A 14,795-nucleotide genomic window follows, 5' to 3' on the forward strand; every position below is an offset into this window, starting at 1 on the left:
GTGCAACTATCCAATGTGCGGGGGGCATCAGGCGAAATGCCCTCCCGGCCGCTCACTGCGCACGCCCGGCCGCCCGTCCGACGGCCGGACCCGGTGCCGGAGCCGGAGCCGGAGCCGGAACGAGCCCGTCACCACGCGCGAGACGCCGGGTACGGCCACCGAGCGGGCCCAGACCGACAGCAGGACCGGCAGCGCCAGGTAGCCGAAGCGGCCGGCCGGGGCCAGGAGGAAGGCCAGCGTGAGGCCGACGGCGAGGCGGTCGGCGGCGGCCGCCACCGTACGCGGCGGCCGGGCGAGCAGGGAGAGGGCCACCGCGAGGCCTCCCGCCAGCAGCAGGCCCACCGTCAGGTACCAGCCCCAGGGGCCGAGTTCGGCCAGCAGGTGCCCGGGCAGCGGGCTGCTCGCCGGGGTCGGCACCTCCGCCCGCCCGGTGGGGAAGGCGAACACCTGGCGCCACAGCTCCGCGGGCTGGAGCAGCGCCGCCGGCAGCACCAGCAGGGCCGTGCCGCCGGCCGCCACCAGCGCGCAGCGCACCGCCGCCCGCCCGCCCCGGCAGACCGCGAGCAGGGCGACGGCCACCGCGACCGCGGGCAGCGCCGTCCACTTCAGCGCGCACGCCCCGGCGAGGGCCGCCCCGGCCAGGGCGGGCCGCCCGGCGGCCGCGGCCGCCAGCGCCAGGCAGCAGAGCCCGGCCAGCGGCAGGTCCACCCCGCTCACCGCCAGGGGCAGCGCCACCACCGGCGAGGCCACCAGGACCGGCAGCAGCCGGCCCGGTGCACCGCCGGGCCCGCCGCCCAGCAGTCGGCCCGGCGCACCCCAGGGCCCGCCCAGCAGGCGCCGGGCCGCCCACAGGCAGCCGAACAGCACGGCCGCGCACCAGATCCGGGCGTCCCCCAGCAGCCGCACCGCCCAGCCGTCACCGCTGCCGTCACCCCCGAGCAGCGCCCGCGGTATGCCGAGCAGCGCCATGCCCGGCAGGTACGGGGTGTAGTCCTCGACGCGCGCGGGCCGGTCGACGTAGAGCCGGCCGGACTCCAGCAGGAGCCGCGCGGACCGTTCGATGACGGTCACCTCCGACTGCCCCTGCCCGGTCAGGACCAGCCACAGCAGTGGTACGGCGACGGCACCCAGCAGGGCGGTGGCGAGCGCCGCGCGACGGCGGCCGAGTGCGGTGGCCGCCGCGGCCCCGAGGTATCCGGCGGCGGCGCACCAGCCCCACAGCCGGTGCGGCGCCAGCGAGGAGAACAGCGGGAAGGACAGCGCCCACGCGGCGGCGAGCAGCCAGCCGGTGGCCCACCGGGCGGTACGGGAAAGGGTCATGAGCCCATTCCAGCCGCGCGGCCCCGGCCGGGTCTGCACGGCCAGGTGGACGGTCCGCGGTGGGGTTTCCCCTACCTCTTCCCCGACCCCCGCCCTCCCCGCGGGCATGCGAAAGGGGCACGACCCCATCGGGTCGTGCCCCTCACGCAGGTGTCACCGGGCCCTGAGGGGGCCTCGGCCCTCGGTCCTCGGGTCTCAGGCCTCCGGGTTGCCGCCGAACCGCTCGCGGTAGGACTCCAGGTCCTCCTCGGTGACCCGCGCGAACAGCACGGGCGGGACGGTGAACGGGGTGCCGGCCGGCACGGCGTCCAGGGACCGGGCCTGCTCCGGCGTGATCCACGTGGCGGTGTCGTCGGCGAGCGCGAACGAGGAGCGGATGGTGCGCGCCGAGGCCGGGATGAACGGCTCGGAGACCACCGAGTAGAGGTGGATGAGGTTCATCGCCGTGCGCAGGGTGAGCGCGGCGCCCTCCAGGTCGGTCTTGACCTCCGTCCAGGGGGCCTTCTCGTCGAGGTAGGCGTTTCCGGCCGACCACAGGGCGCGCAGCGCAGCCGCGGCCTTGCGGTACTGGAGGGAGTCCATGTGGCTCTCGTACTCGGCCAGCAGCTCGGCGATCTGCTCGCCGAGCTTGGCCTCGGCCTCGCCGGCGGGGCTGCCCGCAGGGGCCTCGTCGCCGAACTTCTTGCGGGAGAAGGTCAGCACGCGGTTGACGAAGTTGCCGAGGGTGCCGCCGAGGTCCTTGTTGACCGTGGCCTGGAAGTGCTCCCAGGTGAAGGACGAGTCGTCGGACTCGGGCGCGTTGGCGATGAGGAAGTAGCGCCAGAAGTCGGCCGGGAGGATCTCCAGCGCCTGGTCGGTGAAGACGCCGCGCTTCTGCGAGGTGGAGAACTTGCCGCCGTAGTACGTCAGCCAGTTGAAGGCCTTGACGTAGTCGACCTTCTTCCACGGCTCGCGGGTGGCCAGTTCGGTGGCGGGGAACATCACCGTGTGGAACGGGACGTTGTCCTTGGCCATGAACTGGGTGTAGCGGACGTCCTCGGCCTCGTACCACCAAGACTTGTAGTCGCGGTTCGCCGGGTCCAGGTCGGACCACTCCTTGGTGGAGCCGATGTACTCGATCGGGGCGTCGAACCAGACGTAGAAGACCTTGCCCGCGGCGGCGAGCTCGGGCCAGGTGTCGGCCGGGACCGGAACACCCCAGTCGAGGTCGCGGGTGATGGCGCGGTCGTGCAGGCCCTCGGTCAGCCACTTGCGGGCGATGGAGGAGGCGAGCTGCGGCCACTCCTCCTCGTGCTCGGCGACCCAGGCCTCGACCTCGTGCTGGAGCTTGGACTGCAGGAGGAAGAGGTGCTTGGTCTCGCGGACCTCCAGCTCGGTGGAGCCGGAGATGGCCGAGCGGGGCTCGATCAGGTCCGTGGGGTCCAGGACGCGGGTGCAGTTCTCGCACTGGTCGCCGCGGGCCTTGTCGTAGCCGCAGTGCGGGCAGGTGCCCTCGACGTAGCGGTCCGGCAGGAAGCGGCCGTCGACCGGCGAGTACACCTGCCGGATCGCGCGCTCCTCGATGAACCCGTTCTCCTGCAGCTTCCGCGCGAAGTGCTGGGTGATCTCGCGGTTCTGCGCGGAGGAGCTGCGGCCGAAGTAGTCGAAGGACAGCTCGAAGCCGTCGTAGACCGCCTTCTGGGCGTCGTGGGCCTGCGCGCAGAACTCGGCGACCGAGATGCCGGCCTCCTTGGCGGCGAGTTCGGCGGGGGTGCCGTGCTCGTCGGTGGCGCAGATGTACAGGACGTCGTGGCCGCGCTGGCGGAGGTACCGGGAGTACACATCCGCCGGAAGCATCGACCCGACCATGTTGCCCAGGTGCTTGATCCCGTTGATGTACGGAAGCGCGCTGGTGATCAGGTGTCGAGCCATCCTCGGATGCTCCATTTCCTATGTGCGGTACGACGTGACGTAACGGATTGTGAGTGCGGTTCATCGTATCGAACCGCCGCGAAGCCACGCGCCGCATTTGTTCATGGGTGGACGTAAAGCAAAAGCGAGGGCAGTGACCTCTCCGTCACGGCCCTCGCGATCGGGCCCATGTTACAGCCGGGCCGCGGCGCACCCGACCGGTGCCCGGGCGACGACTGCGGCGGCGACGGCGACGGCAGCGACGACCGCGACGACAGCGGCACCTGCGGTGGCACCGGCAGCGGGCATATGCATACGTGCTGGCTGGAGCCGTGCGCGATCGAGATCGATCACGGGTCGATCATCCACGACGCATTGCTTCCAGGTTTCTTCTCTGCGCCCTCCGAGTGCGCCCGCGCTGCTTTCCTGTTCAGCGCACAGGGGATGAGGTGGAGCGGTGAACGATGGCGGACCGGAGGAGTCCGGTGGGGCCGTGGGACTACCGAGCCGGCGTCGGCGGCCGACTCCCATGAGCCAGTGGGATCCGACGGCGCGCCTGTCGTACTGGGCCTTCCACGCCAATCGGCGGCCCGCGTACATGCGCTTCGCGTATCTGCAGCTGGGTTCCGACGCGGCGGCGGAGGAGGCGGTGGACGCCGCTTTCGACTCGATCATGGGTGAGTGGCTGCGGATGCTTCACATGGACCGCCTGGACGCCTACGCCTGGGCCGTCCTCAAGCACTGCCTGGTCGACCGGCAGCGCCGGCGCCATCCGTGGCAGCAGCGGCCGGAGCCGATGGACATCAGCGCCTTCGAGGCCGCTCTCAAAGAGGCCCACTCCGATCAGTGCGAGGTGCTGACCGACACCATCCGTTTCTACTCCGCCGTCTCCCGGCTCGCCGAGCGGCAACGCGACTCCGTACTGCTGCGGTACGGACTCCAGTGCACCCCCGGTGAGGCCGCAGCCGTGATGGGCGTCGACGAGGCCACGATCCGCTCCTACCTCGGGCAGGCCCACCGGCGGCTCGCCCGCCTGCTCGCCACCTCCGCCACATCGCCCGAGTCAGCCGAATCAGCCGAATCAGCCGACTCATGAGGCGCTTCGAACGGCAGGAGCTGCAGGACGGCGACCCGGTCCCCCGCTCCCTGGCCGAGTTCCTCGCCCGGGCGGGCGTCCGCGACCGCTACCGGCACTACGACCTCGGCGCAGCCGAGGCCCGGCTGCTGCGCGCCACACCACACCCGCCGGCCTCCGGGCACCGCGCCCGGCGCCGGTCGGTGCACGGCTGGAGCGACCCCTCCCGGGACTGCCCGCTCGACGCCGAACGGGCCCGGCGCGACCTCAAGGCCGTCTGCCTCGCCTCCGCGTGCGCGCCCAAGGCCGGGGCTCACCTCGACTCCTTCCTCACCGACGGACACACCGACCTGGCCGGGGCGGTCGTCTTCGGCTGTCTGCTGCACCTGGCCGGGCTGCGCGAAGGGGCCCGCTTCTGGTGGCAGTTCGCCGCCGGGTCCGGGAGCCCGCGGACCTCCGCGGCCGCGTACTGCCTCTTCCTCGACCACTCCCGGCGCGGCGAGCACCACGACGCCCGGCACTGGGCGCGCGAGCTGGGCCGGCGCGGCTTCCGGCCGGGCGGCCGACGGGATCTGCGGGAGGTCCGGCTGTGCACGCAGGCGGCCGTGCTGCGCTACGTCGACCAGCTCGAGGATCCCGACCTGGGCCCGGTGCCACTGCCGAGGCCCGGGCTGTCGGGAGTACTGGCCGCGTTCCGGCCGCAGCCCGTCACGGTGGCGGCCTCGGCGCCGCGGCCGGTGGCCGCGCTCCGCCCGGCGGCCGGACCGCTGCGCCACCCCGCGCTGACGGCGGCGAACCGCGGGACCGCCGCCCGGGCCGGAACGAGCGAGGCCCTGACGGAGGCGCGCCGCGCGCTGGCGGTCGTACGCGTCCTGGAGCGGCACCCGTTGGGGGTCCGGGCCGACCGGCTCTCCCGGGAGTCCGGCCTCGCCGAAGAGGAACTGCGGCCCCTGCTGGCGATGCTGTGCGAGGAGGAGTACGCGGTGCGCCCGGCCCTCGGGGTGTACGGGCGCGGCCCCGCGCTGGACCGACTCGCCGCCCCCGGCGGGCACGGCCTGGCCGGGCAGCTCCAGCGCACCCTGGCCCTGGCCCGGGACAGCGCGGGCGCCGCGGTGTACCTCGGCCGGTACGCCGAGGGCGAGGTCCGGATCACGCAGATGGCGGACGGGCCCGCGACCCCGCCGGTGCGGGAGTGGGTCGACTTCAGGGCCGCCGCGCACGCCAGCGCGGTCGGCAAATGCCTGCTGACCCAGCTCGACCACGACGGCCGCGCCGACCACGTGGCCCGGCACCGGCCCGCGCGGCTCACCCGGCGGACGATCACCGACAGCCGGGTCCTGTTCAGCGCCCTGGACGCGGTGGCTCCGGGAGCGCCCGTGTTCGACCTGCGCGAGTACTCCCCCGGGGTCGTCTGCGCGGCGGTCCCGATCGCCACCGGGGACGCCGCCGGGAGCCTCGCGCTCTCGCTGCCCGCGAGCCATGCCCACCGGCTGGGTGCGGCCACCGAGACCCTGCGCCGCAAGGCCGTCCCGGTGCTGCTGGCCCTGCTCCTGACGGGAGCGATCCCCCCGGACGCCCCGGCGGCGGCCGCCGCCGGGGAGCAGACTCCGGCCGGCCGGCCCGGGCCACTGCAGGCCCCGGTCACGCCGGTCACCCCGGAGACCCTGCGGCACCTGCGGCGGCTCTTCCGTACCCCGCTGACCGGGGGCACGGCCGCGGCGGGCGGCCCGCACCTGGTCAGTGACACCTTCGCCGCCGCGGCGTATCTCTTCGACGCCGCCCCGGACTCCGACCAGCCCCGCCTGTCGCTGCCCCACACGTTCACGTCGGTCGTCCCTGGCAGCCTGACCACCCCGACGGGTCTGGTGGTCCTGGGTCCGTGACCGCCCCGGTCGCGCCCGGTCCTACCGGGCCGGTCCGGGAAAACGGCAGGAGCCCCACACGATGTGTGGGGCTCCTGCTTCTTGTGTCCGAGGGGGGACTTGAACCCCCACGCCCGATAAAGGGCACTAGCACCTCAAGCTAGCGCGTCTGCCATTCCGCCACCCGGACCAGGTGGTCGGCCCCGGTTTCCCGCGGCGACATGGACAACAATAGCAAAGGATCGGCGGGGTTCCGACCACTTATCCGGGCGGTGATCCTCCGCCACGCCGGGCTGACCTGCACGCATGCACCGAAGGCCGTAGCGAGACGGATCGTCTCGCTGCTGCCGCGTGGCACCCCCCGGTCCACGGCGGCGGGGCGCGGGGGTGCCACGCGGCCGCTTCCGGATGCTAATACCGGCTGGACATCAGGGGAGCCGGGCGGTCGGATGGCTTCGCACACATCCGGGGGGAGCCGCGCATGGAATCCGAGCACCGCGTCAGCACGCTGGAGCTGTTCTTCGACCTCGTCTTCGTCTTCACCATCACGCAGTTGACGGTGCTTCTGGCGGACGACCTGAGCCTGCGGGGCGCGGGGCAGGTGGTGCTGATCTTCACCGTCCTGTTCTGGATGTACGGGGGCTACGCGCACCTGACGAATCAGGTGCCGCCGGACCGGACGGTCCGGCGGGTGCTGCTGATGCTGGCCATGGGTGCGTTCATGGTGTGCGCCCTGGCCGTGCCGACGGCCTTCGGGGCGGGCGGGGTCGCCTTCGGCCTGGGGTACCTGCTGACCGTCCTGGTCCACGGCACGCTGTTCACGCAGGCGCACGGGCGCGGGGTGCTGTGGTTCGCGCTGCCCAACGTGCTGTGCGCGCTGGCGGTGACGGCAGCCGGGTTCTTCGACGGGCTGCCCGCCTGGGGGCTGTGGATGCTGGCGCTGTTGCTGCAGTTCCTGACGCCGATGGTCGTGCAGCGGGTCACGGCGAGCGGGGCCGCGGCGGAGCCGGAGGTGCCCGAGCAGACGGTCGGCGACCAGCTCGGCGGGATGAACGCGGCGCACCTGGTGGAGCGGCACGGCCTGCTGCTGATCATCGTCTTCGGCGAGTCCGTGATCGCGATCGGCATCGGGGTGGGCTCGTTGCCGCTGTCGCCCGGTATCGCCGGCGGCGCGTTCCTGGCCCTGACGATCGCGTCGGCGATGTGGTGGATGTACTTCGTGCGCGAGGAGGGCCGGGCCGAGGAGGTGTTCGCACAGACCCCGCCGGAGCGGCGTTTCAAGCTGGCGATGACCGCGTACTACTACGCGTTCCTGCCCATGCTCCTGGGCATCGCCGTCTTCGCGGCGGGCGTGAAGAAGACCATCGGCCACCTCGGCGAGCACCTGCACACCGGCCCGGCGGTCGCGCTGGCGGGCGGGGTCGTCCTCTACCTGGCCGGGGACCTGGTCTTCCGCGCGGCGCTGGGCATCGGACCGGCCCGCTACCGGGCGGCGGCCCTGCTGCTCGCGCTCGCCACCGTCCCGGTGGGCACGGGCTGGTCGGGGGCCGGCCAGCTGGTGGCCCTGGCGTGTGTCCTGGTCGGCGCGCTGGCCGCCGAGGGCCTCCGCTCCCCCGCCGAACCGGCGGAGGGAACGGGAGCTGCCGTGGGAACCGTCACGGGCAGTGGATGACCTGGCCCGCGTAGGAGAGGTTGCCGCCGAAGCCGAAGAGGAGGACCGGGGCGCCGGAGGGGATCTCTCCGCGCTGGACCAGCTTCGACAGGGCCATCGGGATGCTGGCGGCCGAGGTGTTGCCGGAGTCGACGACATCGCGGGCGACGACGGCGTTGACGGCGCCGATCTTCGCGGCGAGCGGCTCGATGATCCGCAGGTTCGCCTGGTGGAGGACGACCGCGGCCAGGTCCTCCGGGGTGATCCCGGCCTTCTCGCACACCTTGCGGGCGAGCGGCGGGAGCTGGCTGGTGGTCCAGCGGTAGACGGACTGGCCCTCCTGGGCGAAGACCGGCGGCGAGCCCTCGATCCGGACCGCGTTGCCCATCTCCGGGACCGAACCCCACAGGACCGGGCCGATGCCCGGTTCCTCGCAGGCCTCGACGACGGCCGCGCCCGCTCCGTCGCCGGTGAGCACGCAGGTGGTGCGGTCGCTCCAGTCGGTGATCTCGGTCATCTTGTCGGCGCCGATGACCAGGGCGCGGGTGGCGGAGCCGGCCCGGATGGCATGGTCGGCGGTGGCCAGGGCGTGGGTGAAGCCCGAGCAGACGACGTTGATGTCCATGACGGCGGGGCCGCCGCCCATGCCCAGCTTGGCGGCGACGCGCGCGGCCATGTTGGGCGAACGGTCGATCGCGGTGGAGGTGGCGACCAGCACCAGGTCGATGTCGTCCGGGGTCAGGCCGGCGCCGGCCAGCGCCTTGCCCGCCGCCTGGTAGGCCAGCTCGTCCACCGGTTCGTCCGGTCCCGCCATGTGGCGCGTGCGGATGCCGACGCGGGACCGGATCCACTCGTCGGTGGTGTCGACCATGGCCGCGAGGTCCTCGTTGGTGAGCACTTTCGCGGGCTGGTAGTGCCCTAGCGCCACCACGCGTGAACCGGTCATGGGCGGGGTCCCCCCTTGTACGGAAGTCAGGATCACCCAGCTTTGCCTGCTACTGGTGGGTACGTGTGCGTGTGACCCGACAGGATTCCGGCCCCGGATTTTGGAGCTTCCCGAGGATCCACCTGCCGGGGGCGTCGCGGGAAGCGGAACCGGGACAATGAGCTTGTCGGGCACCGGCGAAAACAGAGGCGAGAACAGAAGGGGTGGGCTGATCACCATGGGACGGGTCACCGAGCGCCGTCGCGTCGTCCGGATCCGGAACGGCGGGGCGGGTGTCCGGCCGGACACACTGGTGGCCGAGGAGCCGCTGGAGATACGTCTGAACGGCAAACCGCTGGCCATCACGATGCGTACGCCGGGCGACGACTTCGCCCTGGCGGTGGGCTTCCTGGTCAGCGAGGGGGTGCTTGGGGCCGCCGCGGACGTGCAGGCCGTCACCTACTGCGAGGGGGCGACCGACAGGGGGCCCCTCCCAGCGGTAGCCGGGGGAGGTTCGAACACCTACAACGTGGTGAACGTGCAGCTGGCCGCCGGGGTCCCGGTGCCGGACATCACGCTGGAGCGGAACGTCTACACCACCTCCTCCTGCGGCCTGTGCGGGAAGGCCAGCCTGGACGCGGTCCGTACGGCGACCCGCTTCCCGGGTATCGCCGCCGATCCGGTACGGGTGCCCGCGGAGGTTCTCAGCGCGATGCCGGACCGGCTGCGCGCTGCCCAGAAGGTCTTCGACCGTACGGGCGGACTGCACGCGGCCGGGCTGTTCACGGCCCAGGGCGAGCTCCTCGACCTGCGGGAGGACGTCGGCCGGCACAACGCGGTGGACAAGATCGTGGGCCGGGCGTACCAGTCCGGGCGGCTCCCCCTGACGGGCGCGGTCCTGCTGGTGTCGGGCCGGGCCTCGTTCGAGCTCGTACAGAAGGCCGTGATGGCGGGCATCCCGGTGCTGGCGGCCGTCTCGGCGCCGTCCTCACTGGCGGTGGACCTGGCGCTGGAGTCGGGGATGACGCTGGTCGGCTTCCTGCGGGGGCCGGACATGAACATCTACGCGGGCGAGGAACGGATCACCCTGTAGGGGTACGCCGGAACACCTCCCTGCCATGTTCGTAGCTGCCCAGGAACGAGGCCCACACGTCGCTGCCGTCTTCTGCGGCGCCCCCCTTGCCGATGCCGTGGAGCGTGAACCAACCGTCGCAGGCCTGTACCGCGGGCGTTCCCCCGACGGGGAACTTGATCAGGATCCGGATTCCCGGATCCTCGTCGGAGTGCCGATCGATGGTCCAGCTGCCCTCGCCGGTGAACGTGCCCGGCTGCGGGCCTTGGCCGCAATTCCAGCCCTCGAGTTCCGCGAGGCGGACCCGGCCGTCGGCCAGCACTTCGAGCCGGCCTCCGCGGTCGCCCTGCCACGCACCGGTGACGTCCTGCGCCGTCAGCGGCACGGAGGGTTTGCTGTCTTCCAGGTCGAGGGACAGGGCCAGCCGGATCGCCAGAGCGACCAGCAGGCCGAACAGCACGAGCACCGTGCGGGCGAGGTTCTGCACGTCAGCGCCCCCGGCGGCCGCGGCGGCCGGACTGCGCGGCCGGCTTCGGGGCCGGGGGGTCGATGCGGTGCAGGTCCAGGGTGGGCGGGACCGGGGTGGTGCCCGGGCCGCCGGACTCGGCCCAGGCGATGATCTCGTCGGTCGCGGTGTCGTCCAGGGCCCAGCCGAACCAGGTCGCGCGGGCGCCTCGGCGGCGGGCCTCGGTGGTGGGCTGGACCACGATGACGTTGGCCTGGGCGCAGGGCCCGAGGCACTCGCTCGTACGGACGGCCAGGCGGCCCCCGGAGGCGGCGGCCTCGCGCAGCCGGGCCAGCTGACCTGCGTGGTCGGAGCCGGGGTTCTTGCGGGGGTCACCGCAGCAGCAGCCGCGGCAGACCACCAGCGTGCAGGGGCGTTCGGCGTGGGCGGCGAGCGGGCGTATCCAGGTCACCACCGAACGTTAACGGGCCCGGGGCGCGGGCCGTTGGCGCGCGGGCGAGACGTCCGCCACACGGTCGGCGGTGAGTTCGGGCAGCGGGTCCTGGGTACGGCGCCGGGCGATGACCGCGCAGACCATCAGCTGCATCTGGTGGAAGAGCATCAGCGGGAGCACGGCGAGGGCGGCGTGGGCCCCGAACAGCACGCTGGCCATGGGGAGTCCGGCGGCCAGGCTCTTCTTCGACCCGGCGAACTGGATGGCGATGCGGTCCGCGCGGCCGAAGCCGAGGCGGGCGGCGCCGTACCAGGTGGCGAGCAGCATGACGGTGAGGAGTACGGCCTCCACCAGCATCAGGGCGGCGAGCCGCGGGAGGCTCACCTGGTGCCAGATGCCCGCGACCACGCCCGCGCTGAAGGCGGCGTAGACGACGAGCAGGATCGAGCCGCGGTCGACGTAGCCGAGGACCTGCCTGTGGCGGACGAGGAAGCCGCCGACCCAGGGGCGCAGGGCCTGTCCGAGGAGGAAGGGCAGCAGGAGCTGGAGGGTGATCTTGAGGAGGGAGTCCAGGGAGAAGCCGCCCGCGTCGCCGCCGAGCAGGGCGGCGGCCAGGAGGGGGGTGAGGACGATGCCGGCCAGGCTGGAGAAGGAGCCGGCGCAGATCGCGGCGGGGACGTTGCCGCGGGCGATCGAGGTGAAGGCGATGGAGGACTGCACGGTCGAGGGGACCAGGCAGAGGAAGAGCAGGCCTCCGTAGAGGGGGGCGGTGAGCAGGCCGGGGACGAGGCCGCGGGCGGCGAGGCCGAGGAGCGGGAAGAGTACGAAGGTGCAGGCGAGCACGGTGAGGTGGAGCCGCCAGTGGCGCAGGCCGTCGAGGGCTTCGCGGGTGGAGAGCCGGGCGCCGTAGAGGAAGAAGAGCAGGGCCACGGCCGCGGTGGAGGCGAGGTCGGCGGCGGTGGCGGCCGGGCCGCGGGCGGGGAGCAGGGCGGCGAGGCCCACCGTGGCGAGCAGGGCCAGGATGTACGGGTCCAGGGGCAGCCGGGCGGGGAGGTGCGGGCGGCGCATGCGGGGGTGCTCACTTGCTGTCGGGGCGGGGTGCTCCCTTCATGGTCGGCGGTGGGTGTTCATCGGGAAACCCGCACACCGCACTCACTGCCATCGTGGTCCGTGATGAGCGGCTACCGTGGCGGTATGTACGACCCTGTCCAGCTGCGGACCTTCCTCACGGTGGCCCAGACGCTCAGCTTCACGCAGGCCGCGGGGCGGCTCGGCGTGGGGCAGTCCACGGTCAGCCAGCACGTGCGGCGGCTGGAGGAGGCGACGGGGCGGCCGCTGTTCGTCCGGGACACGCACAGCGTGGGGCTGACGGAGGACGGTGAGGCGCTGCTCGGCTTCGCGCGGACGATCCTGGAGGCGAACGAGCGGGCGGCGGTGTTCTTCGCGGGGACGCGGCTGCGCGGCCGGCTGCGGTTCGGGGCCTCCGAGGACTTCGTGCTGACACGCCTTCCGGAGATCCTCGAAGGGTTCCGGCACGAGCACCCCGAGGTGGATCTGGAGCTGTCGGTGGAGCTCTCCGGGACGCTGCACGAGCGGCTGGACGCGGGGCGTCTGGACCTCGTGCTGGCGAAACGGCGGGGGCCCGGGGACGAGCGGGGCCGGCTCGTCTGGCGGGACCGGATGGTGTGGATCGGCGCGGACGGGCTGCGGGTAGACCCGGAGCGCCCTGTTCCGCTGATCGTCTTCCCGCCGCCGGGCATCACCCGTGCCCGGGCGCTGGAGGTGCTGGAGCGGGACGGGCGGGCGTGGCGGATCGCGTGCACGAGCGGCAGCCTGAGCGGCCTGGTCGCGGCGGCCCGGGCCGGGCTCGGCGTGATGGCGCACGCCCGGGGGCTGATCCCGCCGGGGCTGGTGCGGGTCGGCGGGCTGCCGGAGCTCGGGCCGGTGGAGTTCGCCCTGCTCCGCGGGCCGCGTCCGTCGGCCGCGGCCGAGGCGCTGGCCGCGGCCGTGCTCTCCGGCGCGGACCGGCTCAGTCGCACGTCAACGGCGTGAACACCGTGATCACTGGGGAGGTCTTGTGGAGGTATCCGAAGGCCGGTCACCCCCTGTTGACCATGCGGTACGTTCACCGCGGCGCGCGGAGAGGAGCGGGGCCTTGCGCGAGATCACCGTCCCACCCGTCGTCACGGGCGCACCCGTCGGCGGCCTGGCCGACATCGTCTTCCAGCACGCTCGCGAGGATCCGGACCGGGTGGTTCTCGGCCGGAAGACCGAAGGGGTCTGGCGGGACGTGACGTCCCGGGAGCTGGCCGCCGAGGTGCTCGCGCTCGCCCGGGGGCTGCTGGCCCAGGGGGTGCGCTTCGGGGACCGGGTCGCCGTCATGTCCCGCACCCGGTACGAGTGGACCCTCTTCGACTTCGCCCTGTGGGCGATCGGTGCCCAGCCCGTCCCGGTGTATCCGACGTCCTCCGCCGATCAGGTCCACTGGATCCTCTTCGACTCGGACTGCACGGCCTGCGTGGTCGAGGACGAGAACCAGGCCATGACGGTGGGGTCGGTCATCGACCGGCTCCCCCACCTGCGCCGGCTGTGGCAGCTCGACGCCGGGGCCTTGGACGGGCTCGTCGCCGACGGCCGCGGGGTCGCCGAGGACGTCGTGCACCGCCACCGGGGTGCCGTGACGCCCGACGCGACCGCCACCGTCATCTACACCTCCGGGACGACGGGCCGGCCGAAGGGGTGCGTGCTCACGCACGCCAACTTCATGTACGAGACCGACACCCTGGTCAGCAAGTGGGAGTCGGTCTTCCAGGCCCGGCAGGGCGAGGAGCCGTCCACCTTGCTCTTCCTGCCGCTGGCGCACGTGTTCGGGCGGATGGTGGAGGTGGCCGCCATCCGGGCGCGGGTGAAGCTGGGCCACCAACCGGTGCTGGCGGCGGCCGAGTTGCTGCCGGACCTCGCCGCCTTCCGGCCGACCTTCGTGCTGGGCGTCCCGTACGTCTTCGAGAAGATCTTCGCGGGCGCCCGCCGCAAGGCGGAGGCGGAGGGGCGTACGGGCCCCTTCGACCGGGCGGTGGAGACGGCCGTGCGCTACGCGGAGGCGCGCGAGCGCAAGGCCTTCGGAGCCGGGCCGGGGCCCTCGGCCGCGCTGCGCATGGAGCACCAGCTCTTCGACCGGCTCGTCTACGGGAAGGTCCGCGAGGCGATGGGCGGCCGGGTGCGGCACGCCATGTCGGGCGGGTCGGCGATGTCGCGCCGCCTGGGGCTGTTCCTCGACGGGGCCGGGATCACGGTGTTCGAGGGGTACGGGCTGACCGAGTCCTGCGCGGCGGCCACCGCGAACCCGCCCGGTGCGACCAAGTACGGCACGGTGGGGCGGCCGATCCCGGGCAGTACGGTGCACATCGCGGACGACGGGGAGGTCTGGCTGCACGGCAGCCACATCTTCTCCGGGTACCTCAACGACCCCCGCGGGACGGAGGCGGTCCTGCGCGGCGGCTGGCTGGCCACCGGGGACCTGGGCCGGCTGGACGCGGACGGGTACCTGACCATCACCGGGCGCAAGAAGGACATCCTGGTGACCTCCAACGGCAAGAGCGTCGCGCCCGCCGCGCTGGAGGAGCGGGTCCGTTCGCATCCGCTGGTGTCGCAGTGCGTACTGGTGGGCAACGACCGGCCGTACATCGCGGCGCTGCTCACTCTGGACATGGACGGGATGGCGCACTGGCTGTCGATGCGCGGCCGGCCGCAGCTGCCGGCCGCGCGGCTGGTGGGCGACCCCGAGCTGACGGCGGAGGTGCGCCGGGCGGTGGTGGCCGCGAACACCCTGGTCTCGCAGGCGGAGGCGATCCGCACCTTCCGGGTCCTGGGTGAGCAGTTCACGGAGGAGCGGGGGCTGCTGACCCCCTCGCTGAAGCTCAAGCGCCGGGCGATCGAGAAGGCGTACGCGAAGGAGGTCGCAGCTCTGTACTCCTCCTGATCCGGGTCCGGAGGCCGAGCGTCGCGGTGCAGGTCCGGGCCGTCCGCCGGGCGCGCGTACACGTAACTGACGGATCGTCATTTCAGTTCGCCGACAATATTGACGATCCGTCAGGTCACGCA

The 14,795-nt window shown here is 73.0% G+C and carries 11 protein-coding genes, 1 tRNA gene and 1 pseudogene; 6 read left to right on the forward strand and 7 right to left on the reverse strand.

The window, feature by feature from the left end:
- Positions 1-27: 27 nt before the first annotated feature.
- Entirely contained in the window at positions 28-1,320 is a 1,293-nt protein-coding gene (locus ACFY0D_RS15660; protein ID WP_390798852.1) for a glycosyltransferase 87 family protein, read from the reverse strand.
- Positions 1,321-1,515: 195 nt separating this feature from the next.
- A complete protein-coding gene (metG, locus tag ACFY0D_RS15665; RefSeq protein WP_390798853.1) occupies positions 1,516-3,231 on the reverse strand; it encodes a methionine--tRNA ligase in 1,716 nt (571 codons plus the stop codon).
- Between the two features lie 508 nt (positions 3,232-3,739).
- Here metG and ACFY0D_RS15670 point away from each other — a divergent pair.
- Positions 3,740-4,306 carry a sigma factor-like helix-turn-helix DNA-binding protein gene (locus ACFY0D_RS15670; RefSeq protein WP_390798854.1) on the forward strand — a complete coding sequence of 189 codons (567 nt, stop codon included), beginning with the start codon at positions 3,740-3,742 and terminating at the stop codon, positions 4,304-4,306.
- Between the two features lie 812 nt (positions 4,307-5,118).
- Positions 5,119-5,838 (forward strand): annotated as a pseudogene (locus ACFY0D_RS15675) (IclR family transcriptional regulator C-terminal domain-containing protein); the annotation flags it as partial.
- Between the two features lie 414 nt (positions 5,839-6,252).
- Here the strand turns inward: ACFY0D_RS15675 and ACFY0D_RS15680 are convergent.
- A tRNA-Leu gene (locus ACFY0D_RS15680) sits at positions 6,253-6,337 on the reverse strand.
- A gap of 291 nt (positions 6,338-6,628) precedes the next feature.
- Between ACFY0D_RS15680 and ACFY0D_RS15685 the strand changes: the two genes are divergently transcribed.
- Positions 6,629-7,819: a low temperature requirement protein A gene (locus ACFY0D_RS15685; protein WP_390798855.1), complete on the forward strand. Its 1,191-nt coding sequence runs from the start codon at positions 6,629-6,631 to the stop codon at positions 7,817-7,819.
- Here ACFY0D_RS15685 and ACFY0D_RS15690 read toward each other — a convergent pair.
- Positions 7,803-8,744 (reverse strand): beta-ketoacyl-ACP synthase III, encoded by a 942-nt coding sequence (locus tag ACFY0D_RS15690; RefSeq protein WP_327412547.1) that lies wholly within the window; start codon positions 8,742-8,744, stop codon positions 7,803-7,805. The genes ACFY0D_RS15685 and ACFY0D_RS15690 overlap by 17 nt on opposite strands.
- Positions 8,745-8,961: 217 nt before the next feature.
- Between ACFY0D_RS15690 and fdhD the strand changes: the two genes are divergently transcribed.
- Complete coding sequence (gene fdhD, locus ACFY0D_RS15695; RefSeq protein WP_390798856.1) at positions 8,962-9,816, forward strand: formate dehydrogenase accessory sulfurtransferase FdhD; 855 nt, start codon at positions 8,962-8,964, stop codon at positions 9,814-9,816.
- On the opposite strand, the gene ACFY0D_RS15700 is transcribed toward fdhD, so the two are convergent.
- From ACFY0D_RS15700 to ACFY0D_RS15710, 3 genes are read right to left on the reverse strand one after another with little or no spacing between them, the layout of a single operon-like run.
- On the reverse strand, positions 9,806-10,282 hold the full coding sequence (locus ACFY0D_RS15700; RefSeq protein WP_390798857.1) for a hypothetical protein: 477 nt from the start codon (positions 10,280-10,282) through the stop codon (positions 9,806-9,808). The genes fdhD and ACFY0D_RS15700 overlap by 11 nt on opposite strands.
- Before the next feature lies 1 nt (position 10,283).
- Positions 10,284-10,712 (reverse strand): (2Fe-2S) ferredoxin domain-containing protein, encoded by a 429-nt coding sequence (locus ACFY0D_RS15705; RefSeq protein ID WP_390798858.1) that lies wholly within the window; start codon positions 10,710-10,712, stop codon positions 10,284-10,286.
- A gap of 9 nt (positions 10,713-10,721) precedes the next feature.
- The gene (locus tag ACFY0D_RS15710; RefSeq protein ID WP_390798859.1) at positions 10,722-11,762 is read right to left on the reverse strand and encodes a bile acid:sodium symporter family protein; all 1,041 of its coding nucleotides are present in this window, start codon (positions 11,760-11,762) and stop codon (positions 10,722-10,724) included.
- Between the two features lie 126 nt (positions 11,763-11,888).
- Here ACFY0D_RS15710 and ACFY0D_RS15715 point away from each other — a divergent pair, with 126 nt between their 5' ends.
- A complete protein-coding gene (locus ACFY0D_RS15715) occupies positions 11,889-12,746 on the forward strand; it encodes a LysR substrate-binding domain-containing protein (RefSeq protein ID WP_390798860.1) in 858 nt (285 codons plus the stop codon).
- Positions 12,747-12,849: 103 nt separating this feature from the next.
- On the forward strand, positions 12,850-14,673 hold the full coding sequence (locus ACFY0D_RS15720) for an AMP-dependent synthetase/ligase (protein WP_390798861.1): 1,824 nt from the start codon (positions 12,850-12,852) through the stop codon (positions 14,671-14,673).
- Positions 14,674-14,795 lie beyond the last annotated feature (122 nt).

This window comes from Streptomyces sp. NPDC001502 (genome assembly GCF_042894785.1).
Lineage (GTDB): Bacteria > Actinomycetota > Actinomycetes > Streptomycetales > Streptomycetaceae > Streptomyces > Streptomyces kutzneri.

Excerpts from the sequence above, each read along its gene's own strand:
- ACFY0D_RS15710 (WP_390798859.1), bottom strand. The coding sequence starts at position 11,762 with ATGCGCCGCCCGCACCTCCCCGCCCGGCTGCCCCTGGACCCGTACATC.
- ACFY0D_RS15715 (WP_390798860.1), top strand. The coding sequence starts at position 11,889 with ATGTACGACCCTGTCCAGCTGCGGACCTTCCTCACGGTGGCCCAGACG.
- ACFY0D_RS15660 (WP_390798852.1), bottom strand. The coding sequence starts at position 1,320 with ATGACCCTTTCCCGTACCGCCCGGTGGGCCACCGGCTGGCTGCTCGCC.
- ACFY0D_RS15690 (WP_327412547.1), bottom strand. The coding sequence starts at position 8,744 with ATGACCGGTTCACGCGTGGTGGCGCTAGGGCACTACCAGCCCGCGAAA.
- fdhD (WP_390798856.1), top strand. The coding sequence starts at position 8,962 with ATGGGACGGGTCACCGAGCGCCGTCGCGTCGTCCGGATCCGGAACGGC.
- ACFY0D_RS15685 (WP_390798855.1), top strand. The coding sequence starts at position 6,629 with ATGGAATCCGAGCACCGCGTCAGCACGCTGGAGCTGTTCTTCGACCTC.
- ACFY0D_RS15670 (WP_390798854.1), top strand. The coding sequence starts at position 3,740 with ATGAGCCAGTGGGATCCGACGGCGCGCCTGTCGTACTGGGCCTTCCAC.
- metG (WP_390798853.1), bottom strand. The coding sequence starts at position 3,231 with ATGGCTCGACACCTGATCACCAGCGCGCTTCCGTACATCAACGGGATC.